Genomic DNA, 14,320 nt, shown 5'->3' with positions numbered 1-14,320 from the left:
AGAGCGGGATCTGGCCTGTGTGCCATAAACGTCGGTGTGATTTGGTCGGGCTAGCAGGACTCGAACCTGCGACCTTCCGTCCCCCAGACGGACGCGCTACCAGGCTGCGCCATAGCCCGACGTTGGGGTGTTCATAAAGATTTTCCCGGCAGGGGCAAGAGGAAAACACTGCCTTTTTTCCTAACCCGTCGCCTGTGTCTCGACACGATCCAGCCAGTGACGCAGGTCTTTTGCAATCGGTGCGATGCGGCGCAACAGGTCGTCGTCAAACTCTGCCCGGTTCCACGCCAACGAGGCGATTCCCCCCAAGATCGGAGCGGCGTCAAGCTGGGGCTCTGCAACCGGCTGCTGGTTGGCCGCTGGTGCAGCGTCGATCTGAGCATCCTCTTTTACCTTCGGCGCAGATGTTTCGCCCAAATCCAAATGGATCTGTTCCGTGATTGGTGCAGGTTTCGGCTCGAAAGGCACCACTGTGTTTTCAAGGGGCGAGGATGGGGCCGGGGACGGGTCGTCCAAGGATTGCGATAGCGACGCAACATGCGCCACGCCTTGTTCACGCAGAATTCGCTGCACGCCTTTTATGGTGATTCCGTCTTCGTGGAGAAGCTTTTTGATCCCGCCCAAAAGCCGCATGTCATTGGGGCGATAATACCGGCGTCCACCCGCCCGTTTGACCGGTTTCACCTGCGTGAACCGGCTTTCCCAGAAACGCAGAACATGGGCCTGAACACCAAGCCAATCCGCAACTTCGCTGATCGTGCGAAACGCGTCGGGAGACTTGCTCATATCCGCGCGACCTCGGGGTTACTTGCGATTCCCGGCAGCGACGCGATCCTTCATCAGATGCGACGGGCGGAAAGTCAGCACGCGGCGCGGCTGAATTGGAACTTCTTCACCGGTTTTAGGATTGCGACCAACACGGGCGGTCTTGTCGCGTACACTGAACGTGCCGAAGGATGAAATCTTGACCTGCTCACCGCGCACCAGCGCGTCCGACATGTGGTTCAGAACGCTCTCAACCAGCTGTGCGCTTTCGTTTCGTGAAAGCCCAACCTCGCGAAAGACGGCTTCGCTCAGATCCATTCGAGTCAGTGTTTTATCGCCCATGCCATTTCCCCTTTTGATGTCAAAGCATATGAGTATGGCAAATTCGCTGTCAATATCAATGAATTGCAGGCGGCTGTGTAAGCCGGTTTGCGCCGGTTACCAGCGCAGAACAACCGCGCCCCATGCCAGTCCGCCGCCAATTGCTTCGGTCACGATCAGGTCGCCGGTCTTGATTTGCCCGCGCTGTTTGCCCACCGAAAGGGCCAGCGGAATCGATGCGGCCGAAGTGTTGCCATGATCCTGAACCGTAACCACGACGTTCTCCATAGGCAGGCCCATTTTCTTGGCGGTGCCCTGAATGATGCGGATATTGGCCTGATGCGGCACGATCCAGTCCACGTCGGCGTTGGTCAGGCCCGCACGCTCGAGCGCGGCTTCAGCAGTTTTTGTAAGCTTTTCAACGGCATGGCGGAACACTTGATTGCCTTGCATACGCAGATGCCCGGTGGATTGCGTTGAAACACCGCCATCAACATACAGCAGATCCTTGTAGCGGCCGTCCGAGTTCAGGTCGGTTGCCAGAATACCGCGATCCTCAGAGGTGCCGTTACCTTCCTGAGCTTCCAACACCAAAGCTCCGGCTCCGTCGCCGAACAGGACACAAGTAGAGCGATCCGTCCAGTCCATGATCCGCGAGAACGTCTCGGCGCCGATGACAAGTACGCGCTTGGCCTGACCCGAAACAATCAGCGCATTTGCGTTGGAAAGTGCAAAAACGAACCCCGCGCAGACGGCCTGTACGTCAAAGGCAAAACCCTTGGTCATGCCAAGCCGGGCCTGAACCATGGTTGCCGCAGACGGGAAGGTCAGATCAGCAGTCGATGTCGCTACGACGATGGCGTCAATGTCGTCTGCGCTCAAATCGGCATCTGCCAAAGCCGCCTCGGCAGCTTTTGTCGCCAGATCCGAGGTCGTTTCACCCTCGGCTGCGAAATGGCGGCGTTCAATGCCCGATCGCGTTCGGATCCACTCGTCGGTTGTGTCCAGCGTTTTCTCAAACTCGGAATTGGGAACAATGCGTTCCGGCAAATAATGCCCGACACCTACTACAACTGAACGGCCTGCCATGTTGGGGTACTGCCTTTTTGATTATTTTTCGGTCTGCGGCGCAGCTTGCGCGGCATCTTGTGCAAGCTGGGCTGTGGATGCAACCCGCGCGGCCAATTTTTCGGAAAAGCCCGATTGCGCCAACGTAAAGGCCAGCTTGATTGCGGCTGACACACCGGTCGCATCTGCGCCACCATGAGATTTCACCACGGTGCCGTTCAGTCCCAGAAAAACACCGCCATTCACGCGTCGTGGATCGATGCGTTTTTTAAGGCGGTTCAGCGATGTGATGGCCAGGATAGACGCCAGCCGTGACAGCGGAGAATACTTAAAAGCCTGACGCAGCAGGTCGCCGATCAAGCTGGCTGTGCCTTCGCCGGTCTTGATTGCAACATTGCCTGTAAACCCATCCGTGACAATGACATCTGCCTTGTCACCGGGGATGTCGCTGCCTTCGACAAAGCCCACAAAATCGAAATTTGCCTGCTCTGCGAATTCAGTGATCATCGCATGCGCTTCTTTCAACTCGGCGCGACCCTTGTGCTCTTCGGTGCCGACATTCAGCAACCCGATCCGGGGCCGGGTCAGCGCCATGCCATTGCGCGCGTAAGAAGCGCCCATCAGGGCGTATTGCAGCAAATCCTTGGCGTCGGCGCGGACGTCTGCGCCCACGTCGAGCATCACGTTGAAACCCTGAGGGTTGCGCGAAGGCCACAGAATCGCAATTGCCGGGCGGTTCACACCCGGCAATTTGCGCAAGCGCATCATCGACAGCGCCATCAACGCTCCGGTGTTGCCACAGGAAACCGCCCCATGTGCCTCACCCCGGCGCACGGCCTCAAGGGTGGACCACATCGAGGTCTGCTTGCCGTTGCGTACAACCTGGCTGGGCTTATCCGCCATCGTGACGACGTCTGGACAATCACGAAAAACGACGCGCCCTTCTAGGACACGCCGTTTGGCGACCAGCTTTCGCAGTACCTGTTCCGGGCCGTGCAGCAAAAACCCAATATCCGGGTTCTTATCGGCCGATTTCGCCAAGCCAGCAACAACAACTGCTGGACCTTCGTCCCCACCCATAGCGTCGACCGAGATGGTGATCCGTCCGGCGTGCGTGGGCTGTTCAGTCATGCCTTGGCCTGCGCTCAATCAGGCTTAGGCTGCGTCTTCGTCCAGGTCGATTTCGTCGGCCTGAGCGACGACTTCACGGTCGTCATAGTGGCCGCAAGATGCGCAAACGTGGTGGGGGCGCTTCAGCTCGCCGCAGTTCGGGCATTCGTTCGGGTTTGCAGCAACCAGAGCGTCGTGTGCGCGGCGGTTGTTGCGACGCGACTTGGAAACTTTGTTCTGTTGGACGGCCATGGTCTCAACCTTTGTCTACTGAGGGTCAGCAGATTCGCCGCCGACCGGGGTTTCATATTTCGTTTATCGTGGTTTGACGCGCGTTTAGGCGACCCGCCTCGCAATGTCCAACCCAAAATCCGATGAGCGCGCGAAAATACTGCGATTCTCGTCATGTTCAAGCGATTTTTCTGACCGCCTGCTATGACAGGAAATCAGTTTGATGTCACTCGTCTTTTTTAAGCGCATCGCGCAATCCTGCCAATCCGGCAAACGGCTTGACGTCTTCGTCGGTCATTGCCGGTTTGCCCGGCTCTGTATAGCCGACCTGGCCCAGTTCTGCCCCGTCCTGGCGCGGATATTGCGGCAGAGCCAGCGACAGCGCTTCGACCATGACCAATGCCGGGTCAATCTCGGGACCCAGCGGCTCGGATTCGTCATCTTCGGGGATCTCGAACTCGGGTTCATCCGGGTCGGTCCAATCGGACAGAAAGGTGCGACGAACCGGGATATCAATACGGGTTGTGACAGGGTCGAGGGTCACGACGCAGGGTTGGATGACAGTGGCGCCCAGTTTGCCGTTGAGAACCCAGTCGCGCTTGCCCTGCGCTCGGACCTCTCCGACAAAGCTGAGCTTGCGCAAACCCAGCAATCCCAGATCTTGCCGAATCTCGTCCAACGAAGCGGCAGAGGGGCGCAGATCGAACGGAGTTGGAGCGTTCTGAGGCAGATCGGCCACTCGAAGTGATGTAAGGTTGCTCATTTGTGAGCCTTTCTATGTGTTGAACCGTGGCAGCGGTTTCTGTAATCGGATAGAAGCCGCAGAAGGCCAAGGCAAGAGGGTGCGCATGTTGAAGGTAATGAACCGGTTGAAACCAGCGACGAAATCGCTTGTGTTTGTTGCCTGTCTGGCCGCGATCGGGGCCTGTACGCCAATCTTCAAGAATCACGGTTACGTGCCGCCGGCCGAGGATCTGGCCGAAATCAAAGTTGGTGTCGACACGCGCGACACCGTGGAAAAAGCCATCGGCGCTCCGGGCGCTTCGGGTGTGGTGAGGGATTCAGGCTTTTACTATGTCCGCTCGCGGGTGCGCCACTACGGCCCGAAACGGCCCGAGGTTGTATCGCGCGAGTTGGTCGCTATCAGCTTTGACCAGCGTGGCGTCGTCAGCAATATCGAGCGCTTTGGCCTTGAAGACGGCCTGGTTATTCCCTTGGAACGCCGTGTGACCGATTCCAACGTTCAGGACAAAGGCTTCCTGCGACAGCTGCTTGGCAATATCGGCAACTTCAACCCGGCCAATATTCCGGGCGCCAACTAATTTTGTCTTCTGCAGTGTGCGGGTCACAAGACAGTCACATGTCTTGTGTTAGCGAGGTCACGACGACAACAATGGGTCAGCAACCGTGGAGGATGCGACCGTGGCGACAGCGGTACTGTTGAGCAAAGGGCGCTATCGCGCCCGATTGGCGCAATCGGCAGTGGATATCAACGCCGCGCAGGCGTTGCGTACATTTGCGTTTGGCACGCAACAATTAGACAGCGACGCTTTGGATGTACGGTGCAGCCATGTCTTGGTCGAAGACATGCGCGATGAGCAGCAGTTGGTGTGCTGCTTTCGGATGCTGACCATGGATCATGGGCGCGAGATCGGGCGTAGCTATTCGGCACAATTTTATGATCTTTCAGCGCTGGCAGGTTTTTCCGGTCGTATGGTCGAGATGGGCAGGTTTTGCGTCCACCCCGGTTGTAACGACGCAGATATCCTGCGAGCCGCTTGGGGGGCGATGACGGCATATGTGGACCAAAATGGTGTTGAGATGCTGTTTGGTTGTTCGTCTTTTGCAGGAACCGAGACCGAGCACTATCTGGATGCTTTTGCCATGCTTAAAGACCGCCATCTTGCGCCTAAACGCTGGTTGCCGCGGGTGAAGGCACCGGATGTGTTTCGCTTTGCTGCGCGTTTGCGGCGCAGACCGGATGTGAAACGGGCCATGTTACGGATGCCGCCCTTGTTGCGAACTTACCTGTTGATGGGCGGCTGGGTCAGTGATCACGCGGTTGTAGATCGGCACATGAACACGCTGCATGTGTTCACCGGGCTGGAGATTGGGGCGATTCCCCCGGCGCGGAAACGTTTGCTGAGGGCGGTGGCCGAATGATTCCGTATTTTTGACGAGAAGAAGCAGGGGCGTTGACGCGCCTGCCTAGCCGGTTTAGCTGGCGGGCATGGCGAGAATTCCTTTGTTGCAGATGTCCGGCATTTCCCTGACCTTCGGGGGCGATCCGGTGTTTTCCGACCTTGATCTGGTAGTCCAGCCCGGCGACCGCGTTGCCTTGGTGGGGCGAAACGGGTCGGGGAAGTCGACTCTGATGAAAGTGATGGCGGGTCTGGTCGAAGCCGATCAAGGTGAGATCGTTGTGCCGCCGGGAAAATCCGTGGGGTACATGGAGCAAGACCCAACCATGGAAGGGTTTGCGACGCTGGGGGATTATGCGTCCAGCGGTTTGGAACTGGGCGAATTGTACAAGGTTGAGCGCGCTGGCGAAGGGTTGAAATTTGACCCGTCTCGCCCTGTTGAGACGGCATCGGGTGGCGAACGGCGGCGGGCGGCCTTGGCCAAGTTGATGGCTGAAGCACCGGATCTGATGTTGTTGGATGAGCCCACAAACCACTTGGATATTGAAGCCATTGCTTGGCTTGAGCGCGAGCTTGGCGCAACACGCGCCGCCTTTGTGCTGATCTCGCACGACCGGGCCTTTTTACGGGCGTTGACGCGGGCAACGCTTTGGATCGATCGAGGCGCGGTGCGGCGGCAAGAGCAGGGCTTTGACGCTTTTGAGGCCTGGCGGGACAAGGTGTGGGAAGAAGAGGATCAGCAGCGTCACAAGCTTAACCGGTTGATCAAGTCTGAAGCCAAATGGGCGGTTGAGGGCATCAGCGCCCGACGCAAGCGCAATCAAGGCCGGGTTAGGGCACTGCAGGCTCTGCGCGCCGAAAAGGCTGCGCAGATCAAGCGTCAGGGTTCGGCTGCCATGACGCTGGAGGCCGGGCCGAAATCGGGTCGTAAAGTGATTGAGGCCAAAGGGCTGTTCAAAGGGTTTGAGGACAAGCAGATCGTTCGGAGTTTTGATCTGCTGGTGCAGCGCGGTGATCGCGTGGCCTTTGTTGGGCCAAACGGGGTGGGTAAGACCACGCTGCTGAAGATGTTGTTGGGGCAGGTCCAGCCAGACGAAGGTACGGTGTCGCTGGGCACGAATCTTGAAATTGCGGTGTTTGATCAGACGCGTGCTCAACTGGATCCCGAGATGTCTCTTTGGGATAGCTTGACCGGAGATCCCGAAATGCGGGTGTCGGGTAAGGCCGATCAGGTGATGGTGGGCGGACAGCCAAAGCACGTCGTTGGGTATCTCAAGGAATTCCTGTTCGACGAACGGCAGGCAAGAGCGGCCGTTAAGTCCTTGTCTGGTGGGGAAAAAGCACGTTTGTTGCTGGCCAAGTTGATGGCGAAATCTTCGAATCTTCTGGTGCTGGACGAACCGACCAACGATCTGGATGTCGAAACGCTGGATTTGTTGCAAGAGCTTCTGGACGATTACGACGGCACGGTTCTTTTGGTCAGCCATGACCGGGATTTTCTGGATCGGGTGGCCACGACGACCATTGCGATGGAGGGCAATGGTCGTGCCACGGTTTATGCCGGTGGGTGGTCGGATTACATCGCGCAACGCGGTGATGTGAGCGACAAAAAGGAAGAAAAAGCAAAAGCTTCAAAGCCAAAGGTCAAGCAAGAGGCTAAGCCGAAGTCGGGTCTGTCTTTCTCGGAAAAGCACCGGTTGGACAAATTGCCTGACGAGATTGCGCGTCTTGAGGCCGAGATCGCCAAGCTGGAAGAACTGATGTCTGACCCCGAGCTGTTCACCCGTGAGCCTGTCAAGTTCCAGAAGGCCACCGAGGCGCTGGTTGAACGGCAGGAAAAGCTGTCGGCGGCCGAGGAAGAGTGGCTAATGCTCGAAGAAAAGTCTGAAAGCGCTTAGCGGTTCGGGCTTTTTGCTGGGTTTCCCACTACGGTCTCTCCGGCGGCAACGTCCTTGGTAACGACGCTGCCTGCGCCAATCGTGGCATTGTTGCCGATAGAGAGACCGGGCAACAGAATTGCGCCTCCGCCCACCCAAACATGCTTGCCAATTGTGACTGGTAAGCCGATTTCCAGTCCTTGGGCCCGCTCAGCCGGGTCTTTGGCATGTTGGGCGCAATAGATCTGGACATTGGGGCCAAACATCGTGTCGTCTCCGACCCGCACCAGGGCGGTGTCCAGAACGACGCAACCGGCGTTGAAATAAACCCGTTTGCCCAGATGGATGTTCATCCCATAGGCGCAATGAAACGGGGCTTCGAGGAAACAGTCTTCACCTACTTGACCTAGCAAGGCACGCAGCTCGGGTGCCATCGCGCCGCGTGCGTCAGGTGGGCTGGTGTTGTGCGCGTGAACCGCACCTCTTGCCCGTGCACGAAGTTCGTCCAGTTCTGGGTCCAGACAGCAATACCACTGTCCGGACTGCATTTTTTCACGTTCCGACATGCGACAGATTTAGCGCATCCGCAGCGCTCCGTCGATGCGGATGACCTCACCGTTCAGGTAACCCATCTCGACAATGAATGCGGCCAGCCGTCCGTATTCTTTCGGGTCCCCTAAACGGGCCGGGTTCGGGACGTCGGCGGCGAGTTGCTGCTGTACTTCTTCGGGCAGCCCCGCCAGCATCGGGGTCATGAAGATGCCCGGCGCGATGGTCATGACCCGAATGCCGGTCGAGGCCAGATCGCGGGCCATCGGCAGGGTCATGCCGACGACGCCGCCTTTGGATGCTGCATAGGCCGCCTGACCCTTTTGGCCGTCATATGCCGCGATAGAGGCCGTGTTGATGATCACGCCCCGCGCGCCGTCTGGTTCGGGGTCATTCTTTGACATCTCGGCAGCGGCCAGACGTGAGACGTTGAACGTACCAACCAGATTGATGTCGATTGTGCGCTGGAAGGCATCCAGAGGGTGGGGGCCTTCCTTGCCAACCGTTTTGATGCCATACGCGATGCCCGCGCAATTCACGACTGCGGTGATCTTGCCCATCTTGGCCATGCCATGACCTACAGCAGCGGCCACCGAATCCTCATCGGTCACATCCGTCTGCGCGAAATGCCCGCCGATCTCGGCGGCGACCTGCGTGCCACGTTCTACGTCGCGGTCCAAGATCGTGACCTGTGCACCCTCAGAGGCAAAATGGCGGGCCGTGGCTTCGCCGAGGCCGGACGCGCCGCCGGTGACAAGTGCTGCTGTGGTGGACAGGTGCATGGTGAACTCCTCCCATAGATATGAACACTTGTTCAATAACTGGTTCGCGGGTGCGGTGTCCATACCTTTGATGAAGACGCTGTCCATCCGGGCTGCGCTTCCGTTCCTGAAGACAAATTAATCCGGTCCTACGAAAAAGCGCCTTTTCGTGAGCGAAGAGATTTGGACCGTCATGTGTTTTTTCGCCAGGAGGTGCCGATATGGTTACGAGTAAGAAACAAGCGCTGGGTGCGGTTTTTGTCGCGCCTGTTTTGGGATTGGTGATGATTAGCAGTGCATCTGCTGCACCGGAAGTCTGTACTAGAAAAACGGCCCGAAGCCTGGCCAATGCCGGGGATTACGCGGGGTTGTGTGACTGCGTTCAGGTGACGCCGAGTTTTCTGGAGAGGCTTCAGAGACGGTCGGATTTTGAAACAACGCTGCAAGTTGTCGGGTCGCAATGTCCGGGGCTTGCCTCGCTTTTGACGGATTTGCCGACGGCAAGCCTGTCGGGGTTAAGCAATAATCGTGGTGAAAGCCGAGGGTCTGAACCGCTTGGTGAGGCGTTTGCGGATGCTGCAAATCCAGGATCGCCGGGCGGTGGAAACGGCGGTAACGGCGGCGGTGGAGATGGAGGCAACGGCGGCGGTGGAGACGGAGGCAACGGCGGCGGTGGAAACGGTGGCAACGGCGGCGGTGGAGACGGCGGCGGTGGCAACGGTGGCGGTGGAGACGGCGGCAACGGCGGCGGTGGAGACGGTGGCAACGGCGGCGGTGGAGACGGTGGCAACGGCGGCGGTGGAAACGGCGGCCCTGGTAACGGAAACGGCAACAACGGGAACCCCGGTAATGGCGGGGGGAACACCGGGGGCTCTGGGCCTGGCACTGGCAACGGTGGCGGCAACAATGGCCAGGGCAACGGTGCCCAAAACGGCGGTGGCGGAAACGGCAATGGCGGAAGGGGTCTCCGTTAAGCTCCGCCAGGTTCTTCAAAAAGAAACGGCCACCGTCAGGTGGCCGTTTGAGTTGTGTCTTAGGTGCATAGAGGCGGGCGAGCCATCAACCGAGCTGAACCAGCGCATGACGTTTTTTGCCTGCGCTCAGCTTGATGGGCGATGACAGCGCGCCTGCGTCGATCATCATTCCCGCATCGGTCAGCGGCGCATCATCCAGCTTGGCCCCGTTCTCGGCGATCAGGCGCTTGGCCTCTTTGCCGGATTTTGCCAAACCCGATTTGACGATGATCTGCACGATGGACATGCCGTCACCCAATTCGTCAGGGCTGAGGGTCAGTGTCGGCAGATCGCCACCTACGCCGCCTTTTTCGAACACTTCGCGCGCGGTGGCTTCGGCATTGGCCGCAGCCTGTGCGCCATGCAGCAGGGTTGTGACCTCATTGGCCAAACGGATTTTGGCTTCATTGATCTCGGACCCGGCAAGCGCGCCCAGACGATCGCACTCATCCACCGGCAATTCAGTGTAGAGCTTCAGAAACCGGCCCACATCCGCGTCGGTTGTGTTGCGCCAGAACTGCCAGAACTCATAGGGCGAGCGCATCTCGGCGTTCAGCCAGACCGCACCGTCCTGAGACTTACCCATTTTCTTGCCGTCACTGGTGGTCAGCAGAGGCGAGGTCAGGCCATAGATCTCGTGATCCAGAACACGGCGGGTCAGGTCGATCCCGTTGACGATGTTGCCCCACTGGTCGCTGCCGCCCATTTGCAGAACACAGCCGTAACGGCGGTTCAGTTCCAGGAAGTCATAGGCCTGCAGGATCATGTAGTTAAACTCGAGGAAGCTCAGCGACTGCTCACGATCCAGCCGCGACTTCACAGATTCAAACGACAGCATCCGGTTGACCGAGAAATGGCGCCCGATATCGCGCAGAAAATCGAGGTAGTTCAGATCACCCAGCCACTCGGCATTGTTCAGCATAAGCGCCTTGTTCTCGGCGTCCGTGTCATAGTCGATATATGCGGCGAACACCTTCTTGATGCCCGAGATGTTCTCGTCGATCTGTTCGGGGCCCAGAAGGGGGCGTTCATCCGCGCGGAACGACGGATCGCCCACCTTGGTCGTCCCACCGCCCATCAGTGTGATCGGCTGGTGGCCGGTTTTCTGGAACCAGCGTAGCATCATGATCTGGATTAGGCTGCCCACATGCAACGACTTGGCCGTTGCATCAAAGCCGATATAGGCCGGTTTACACCCACTGATCAGCGCGTCGTCAAGGCCCTGATAATCGGTGCAATCGGCGAGAAAGCCGCGCTCGATCATCGTGGCGATGAAATCCGATTTGGGGTGGTAGGTCATATCGTGCCCTTTGGGTTAATGTTGCGGGGCACTGTATAGGCGGCAGCGCCGATGAGGAAAAGCCACGTTTTTTAATTGAGGGTGGGTGTCGATCCGGCCACGCGGTTAGCGAAAAATATGAACCGCTGCATGAGAACGCTTGCGTTTTTGTGCAAACAAAAGGCAGTTTGACCGGGCTGCAACCCAGAGGTGTACTCAAGGACTCGGATGCGGCGAAGAAGACAGCCAGTTCAGGAGGCAGGCGTGAGCCAGACCATCAGCAAACACGGGGTGATCCGGGCACTGGGCGCGATGTCGGGCACCTCGATGGACGGGGTGGATGCCGCGATGGTCGAAACTGACGGCCACCAGATTATGGGGTTTGGACAAAGTAGCTATCGCGCTTATTCAGACGCAGAGCGAGACGTGCTGCGGGCAGCGCTGGGTCAGTGGCATGGGCCCGATGTCGATGCAGCGGCTGAGATGGTCACTTTTGCCCATGCCGAGGCACTGTCTGAATTCGAAGAGGTCGATCTTATCGGTTTTCACGGCCAGACCGTTGCGCATGAGCCGCGCGGGCGTGGAACCTTGCAGGTGGGTGACGGTCTGGGGCTGGCGCAGGCGCTGGGGCGTCCGGTGGTTTGGGATTTCCGCAGCGATGATGTGGCGATGGGGGGCGAGGGGGCTCCGCTAGCGCCGTTCTTTCATTTTGCCTGCGCCAAGTGGTTCGGCGCGGACCGACCCCTGTGTTTTCTGAACCTGGGTGGGGTCGGCAATCTGACCTATGTTGACCCGTCCTTTGACGGCCCCGAAGCGCCGGGCGCTTTGCTCGCCTTTGACACCGGGCCTGCAAACGCGCCTGTGGACGATCTGATGCAAGCCCGACTGGGGCTGCCCATGGATCGGGACGGGGCGCTTGCGCGGGATGGAACCGTCGAAATGGGCGCGTTGGAGCTGTTTCTGGCTGAGCCATACTTTGCTCGAATGCCACCCAAGTCTTTGGACCGGAATGATTTCGCGGAAATGATCGGTCTGGTGAAGGAATTGAACGATGCGGACGCCGTGGCGACCCTGACCGGGATGTGTGCCGCAGGTGTCGTACAGGGGATGGAGCATTGTCCGAAACCTCCGTCCTGCGTGCTGGTCACTGGAGGTGGGCGCCACAATCCGGTTTTGATGGAGATGTTGCGCGTGTCGCTGGATTGCCCGGTGGAGCCGGTTGAAGCAGTGGGACTGGATGGTGATATGCTCGAGGCGCAGGCCTTTGCCTATCTGGCGGTACGTGTGGCGCGTGGCCTGCCGACGTCGTGCCCCGGCACAACCGGCGTACAGGCGCTGGTTGGGGGTGGGGTTGTAAGTTCGGTTTCGATGGACGCTGTTGGCTAGCATCAGCCGAAAACAGTTCAAAATAACAGCTTGTTGTGCGACGGTTGCCCCGGACCCACGGATCAAGGGCAAGGCATTATGGCGACCAAGGCAGAGCTTGAAGCTGAATTAGAGAAATTACGGAAGCGCAACGCAACGTTGGAAGTGCGGGTCAACCAAGACCCGGCCCCCAAGGAGCGAGATGAGCATACCAAATCATCGGATGAAATTCGAAAGCTTCTGGAAGAGCATGGGATCGACCTGAGTCAAGCGCAGGCTTTGGGCGAGGATGTGGTCGAGGAATTTGGCCGCTTGCAAAAAGAATATCCGATCACAGCGTTACTGATTGCGTTCTCGCTGGGGTATGTCGTCGGACGCGCGCAGGGTTAGGAGGCAAGCCATGAGCAGATTAAGCAGAAATCTGGTAACGATCTATCGGACAGAACGCCTGATTGCGCGCCGTCGCTTGGCCGTGGTGCAGCAGCAGACGATATTATTTGGAATAGCGGGTATTGTTGCCCTGTTGGCCCTCGTGCTTTTGAACCTTGCGCTGTTCTTTGCCCTGCAAAGTACAATGTCGTCAGCTTCAGCTGCTGCGGTATTGGCGCTTGGCAATCTTGGTTTTGCCGCGCTGCTGGTTCTGATTGCACGCCGCAGCAGCGTTGAGGATGAAGTCGCGCCGGCGGTTGAGGTCCGTGACATGGCAATCGCAGACATTGAGGATGAGTTGGAGGAGGTGGCGACTGAAGCGCGCGAAGTCGTGCAGGCGGTCAAAAGCATCGGCTCGAATCCATTGGGGTCGGCGACGACGGTTTTGGTGCCTCTGATCAGCATGTTGATCAAAAGCCGAAGCAACGAATAGGGGGCGCTGCCCCCGTCGCGCAAGCGCGCCTCCCCCGAGGTATTTGGGGCCAGATGAAGAGCGGATCTTATGAGCTGAGCGTGCGGGTGTAGTCTTTGGTGAACTCCGTATAGCCGTTGGACGTAGATTTCAGATGCGCGCGCATCCAGTGGTGCAGCGCGGGCAGGTGATGGAATGGCACATTGGGGAAGGAATGATGCTCGGCATGGTATGGCATGTTCCAGGCCAGAAACCGCAAGGCTCGGTTGGTGAAGGTCGTGCGGGAGTTCTCGAGCATGTTTGCCACCGGCGGGCAGAGGCCGTGCTCGGCCAGCAGGTAAAGGCGTAAAACGGGTTGAGCGACCAGCACCGGAAGAAGCCAGACCCAGAACAGTATCGTACTGTAAGTCAGACTGATGAGCGTTAACGTATAGAGACCAAGCAGAATGCGGGCTTCGGCCTTCATTGCGTTTTGTTGGCGTTTCGGAAGGTAAGGCGCATCCAGGTGGCCGCTCGCGTTTTGAACCAGTACCTTTGCCATGCCGCTCCAATAGGGCCAGCCGCTGAGGTAGATCAAAAGGTCAGACCAGCTATCGGGCCGCGGTTTGCCGCCTAGCTCGGGGTCGCGCTGAGGGTCATTGGTCCATTTGTGATGGGCGAGGTGGAAATAGCGAAACCAAACAAAAGGCAAGGCAATTGGTACCGAGACCAGATGTCCGACCGCATCGTTTAGCCATCCTGTTCTAAAAGGGGTCTTATGGGTGCATTCGTGGCTGAGCGTAAAGAGAAACACCAGCAAAACGCCTTGCGGCAGGATCAAGACCGGCCAGAACGGGATTTGCGCCACGATTGCGGCGCTTAGGGCTGACAGCGCAGCCAGATAGATCGACAAATGCTTCAGCCCAGTGGCGTTCGACCGGCGTTGCAATCGGTCCTTGGTTTCCGCAGGCAGAGAAGCGATCAGGTCTTTGTGGTCCATGCGGACATCGTTAAGTCCGG

17 protein-coding genes and 1 tRNA gene are annotated in these 14,320 nt (G+C 58.3%); 7 read left to right on the top strand and 11 right to left on the bottom strand.

All coding sequences use genetic code 11. The features are described 5' to 3' along the window. Positions 1 to 42: 42 nt before the first annotated feature. The 7 genes from GS632_RS06320 to GS632_RS06290 form a co-directional block, all read right to left on the bottom strand. Positions 43 to 119: transfer RNA gene (locus tag GS632_RS06320), tRNA-Pro, on the bottom strand. A gap of 61 nt (positions 120 to 180) precedes the next feature. Beyond that, entirely contained in the window at positions 181 to 786 is a 606-nt protein-coding gene (locus GS632_RS06315; protein WP_171721473.1) for a MerR family transcriptional regulator, read from the bottom strand. An 18-nt stretch (positions 787 to 804) separates the two neighbouring features. Continuing rightward, a complete protein-coding gene (gene ihfA, locus GS632_RS06310; protein ID WP_152458234.1) occupies positions 805 to 1,107 on the bottom strand; it encodes an integration host factor subunit alpha in 303 nt (100 codons plus the stop codon). Positions 1,108 to 1,203: 96 nt separating this feature from the next. Next, positions 1,204 to 2,175 (bottom strand): beta-ketoacyl-ACP synthase III, encoded by a 972-nt coding sequence (locus GS632_RS06305; RefSeq protein ID WP_171237733.1) that lies wholly within the window; start codon positions 2,173 to 2,175, stop codon positions 1,204 to 1,206. Between the two features lie 21 nt (positions 2,176 to 2,196). Then, positions 2,197 to 3,285: a phosphate acyltransferase PlsX gene (gene plsX, locus GS632_RS06300; protein WP_171234439.1), complete on the bottom strand. Its 1,089-nt coding sequence runs from the start codon at positions 3,283 to 3,285 to the stop codon at positions 2,197 to 2,199. A 24-nt stretch (positions 3,286 to 3,309) separates the two neighbouring features. Next, positions 3,310 to 3,516 carry a 50S ribosomal protein L32 gene (gene rpmF / locus GS632_RS06295; RefSeq protein WP_008756996.1) on the bottom strand — a complete coding sequence of 69 codons (207 nt, stop codon included), beginning with the start codon at positions 3,514 to 3,516 and terminating at the stop codon, positions 3,310 to 3,312. Between the two features lie 205 nt (positions 3,517 to 3,721). Next, entirely contained in the window at positions 3,722 to 4,258 is a 537-nt protein-coding gene (locus tag GS632_RS06290) for a DUF177 domain-containing protein (protein ID WP_171721472.1), read from the bottom strand. Positions 4,259 to 4,343: 85 nt separating this feature from the next. Between GS632_RS06290 and GS632_RS06285 the strand changes: the two genes are divergently transcribed. The 3 genes from GS632_RS06285 to GS632_RS06275 all read left to right on the top strand — a co-directional run bounded on the left by GS632_RS06285 (position 4,344) and on the right by GS632_RS06275 (position 7,534). Beyond that, positions 4,344 to 4,817, top strand: a complete 474-nt coding sequence (locus GS632_RS06285; protein ID WP_171237731.1) for an outer membrane protein assembly factor BamE — start codon at positions 4,344 to 4,346, stop codon at positions 4,815 to 4,817. A 100-nt stretch (positions 4,818 to 4,917) separates the two neighbouring features. After that, positions 4,918 to 5,658: a GNAT family N-acyltransferase gene (locus GS632_RS06280; protein WP_171721471.1), complete on the top strand. Its 741-nt coding sequence runs from the start codon at positions 4,918 to 4,920 to the stop codon at positions 5,656 to 5,658. 67 nt (positions 5,659 to 5,725) lie between these two features. After that, entirely contained in the window at positions 5,726 to 7,534 is a 1,809-nt protein-coding gene (locus tag GS632_RS06275) for an ABC-F family ATP-binding cassette domain-containing protein (RefSeq protein ID WP_253284434.1), read from the top strand. Here GS632_RS06275 and GS632_RS06270 read toward each other — a convergent pair. Together GS632_RS06270 and GS632_RS06265 are read right to left on the bottom strand one after the other, a co-directional pair. After that, on the bottom strand, positions 7,531 to 8,061 hold the full coding sequence (locus tag GS632_RS06270; protein WP_253284433.1) for a sugar O-acetyltransferase: 531 nt from the start codon (positions 8,059 to 8,061) through the stop codon (positions 7,531 to 7,533). The two genes, GS632_RS06275 and GS632_RS06270, sit on opposite strands and share 4 nt — an antisense overlap. A 27-nt stretch (positions 8,062 to 8,088) precedes the next feature. Beyond that, positions 8,089 to 8,844: a 3-hydroxyacyl-CoA dehydrogenase gene (locus GS632_RS06265; RefSeq protein WP_171237728.1), complete on the bottom strand. Its 756-nt coding sequence runs from the start codon at positions 8,842 to 8,844 to the stop codon at positions 8,089 to 8,091. Between the two features lie 200 nt (positions 8,845 to 9,044). Between GS632_RS06265 and GS632_RS21975 the strand changes: the two genes are divergently transcribed. Beyond that, positions 9,045 to 9,797, top strand: a complete 753-nt coding sequence (locus tag GS632_RS21975; RefSeq protein ID WP_216601719.1) for a hypothetical protein — start codon at positions 9,045 to 9,047, stop codon at positions 9,795 to 9,797. Positions 9,798 to 9,882: 85 nt separating this feature from the next. On the opposite strand, the gene tyrS is transcribed toward GS632_RS21975, so the two are convergent. Beyond that, positions 9,883 to 11,136 carry a tyrosine--tRNA ligase gene (gene tyrS / locus GS632_RS06255; RefSeq protein WP_171237727.1) on the bottom strand — a complete coding sequence of 418 codons (1,254 nt, stop codon included), beginning with the start codon at positions 11,134 to 11,136 and terminating at the stop codon, positions 9,883 to 9,885. 243 nt (positions 11,137 to 11,379) lie between these two features. On the opposite strand from tyrS, the gene GS632_RS06250 reads away from it, so the two are divergent. From GS632_RS06250 to GS632_RS06240, 3 genes are all read left to right on the top strand, one after another. Then, the gene (locus GS632_RS06250; RefSeq protein ID WP_348540094.1) at positions 11,380 to 12,501 is read left to right on the top strand and encodes an anhydro-N-acetylmuramic acid kinase; all 1,122 of its coding nucleotides are present in this window, start codon (positions 11,380 to 11,382) and stop codon (positions 12,499 to 12,501) included. A gap of 78 nt (positions 12,502 to 12,579) precedes the next feature. Continuing rightward, on the top strand, positions 12,580 to 12,870 hold the full coding sequence (locus tag GS632_RS06245; protein ID WP_171179807.1) for a hypothetical protein: 291 nt from the start codon (positions 12,580 to 12,582) through the stop codon (positions 12,868 to 12,870). A gap of 10 nt (positions 12,871 to 12,880) precedes the next feature. Next, positions 12,881 to 13,342 (top strand): hypothetical protein, encoded by a 462-nt coding sequence (locus GS632_RS06240; RefSeq protein ID WP_171237726.1) that lies wholly within the window; start codon positions 12,881 to 12,883, stop codon positions 13,340 to 13,342. 67 nt (positions 13,343 to 13,409) lie between these two features. On the opposite strand, the gene GS632_RS06235 is transcribed toward GS632_RS06240, so the two are convergent. Continuing rightward, positions 13,410 to 14,300, bottom strand: coding sequence for a fatty acid desaturase (locus GS632_RS06235; RefSeq protein ID WP_171721470.1), 891 nt, complete (start codon positions 14,298 to 14,300; stop codon positions 13,410 to 13,412). Positions 14,301 to 14,320: the final 20 nt, after the last annotated feature.

The sequence above is a fragment of the Ruegeria sp. HKCCD7296 genome (genome assembly GCF_013110775.1).
GTDB lineage: Bacteria > Pseudomonadota > Alphaproteobacteria > Rhodobacterales > Rhodobacteraceae > Ruegeria.
This window is presented reverse-complemented; position numbering and strand designations above follow the sequence as displayed.

What these genes read in the sequence shown, in the direction of transcription:
- plsX (WP_171234439.1), bottom strand. Translation starts at nt 3,285, where the DNA reads ATGACTGAACAGCCCACGCACGCCGGACGGATCACCATCTCGGTCGAC.
- GS632_RS06305 (WP_171237733.1), bottom strand. Translation starts at nt 2,175, where the DNA reads ATGGCAGGCCGTTCAGTTGTAGTAGGTGTCGGGCATTATTTGCCGGAA.
- GS632_RS06270 (WP_253284433.1), bottom strand. Translation starts at nt 8,061, where the DNA reads ATGCAGTCCGGACAGTGGTATTGCTGTCTGGACCCAGAACTGGACGAA.
- GS632_RS06245 (WP_171179807.1), top strand. Translation starts at nt 12,580, where the DNA reads ATGGCGACCAAGGCAGAGCTTGAAGCTGAATTAGAGAAATTACGGAAG.
- GS632_RS06285 (WP_171237731.1), top strand. Translation starts at nt 4,344, where the DNA reads ATGTTGAAGGTAATGAACCGGTTGAAACCAGCGACGAAATCGCTTGTG.
- ihfA (WP_152458234.1), bottom strand. Translation starts at nt 1,107, where the DNA reads ATGGGCGATAAAACACTGACTCGAATGGATCTGAGCGAAGCCGTCTTT.
- GS632_RS06315 (WP_171721473.1), bottom strand. Translation starts at nt 786, where the DNA reads ATGAGCAAGTCTCCCGACGCGTTTCGCACGATCAGCGAAGTTGCGGAT.
- GS632_RS06240 (WP_171237726.1), top strand. Translation starts at nt 12,881, where the DNA reads ATGAGCAGATTAAGCAGAAATCTGGTAACGATCTATCGGACAGAACGC.
- GS632_RS06265 (WP_171237728.1), bottom strand. Translation starts at nt 8,844, where the DNA reads ATGCACCTGTCCACCACAGCAGCACTTGTCACCGGCGGCGCGTCCGGC.
- GS632_RS21975 (WP_216601719.1), top strand. Translation starts at nt 9,045, where the DNA reads ATGGTTACGAGTAAGAAACAAGCGCTGGGTGCGGTTTTTGTCGCGCCT.
- rpmF (WP_008756996.1), bottom strand. Translation starts at nt 3,516, where the DNA reads ATGGCCGTCCAACAGAACAAAGTTTCCAAGTCGCGTCGCAACAACCGC.
- GS632_RS06235 (WP_171721470.1), bottom strand. Translation starts at nt 14,300, where the DNA reads ATGGACCACAAAGACCTGATCGCTTCTCTGCCTGCGGAAACCAAGGAC.
- tyrS (WP_171237727.1), bottom strand. Translation starts at nt 11,136, where the DNA reads ATGACCTACCACCCCAAATCGGATTTCATCGCCACGATGATCGAGCGC.
- GS632_RS06275 (WP_253284434.1), top strand. Translation starts at nt 5,726, where the DNA reads ATGGCGAGAATTCCTTTGTTGCAGATGTCCGGCATTTCCCTGACCTTC.
- GS632_RS06290 (WP_171721472.1), bottom strand. Translation starts at nt 4,258, where the DNA reads ATGAGCAACCTTACATCACTTCGAGTGGCCGATCTGCCTCAGAACGCT.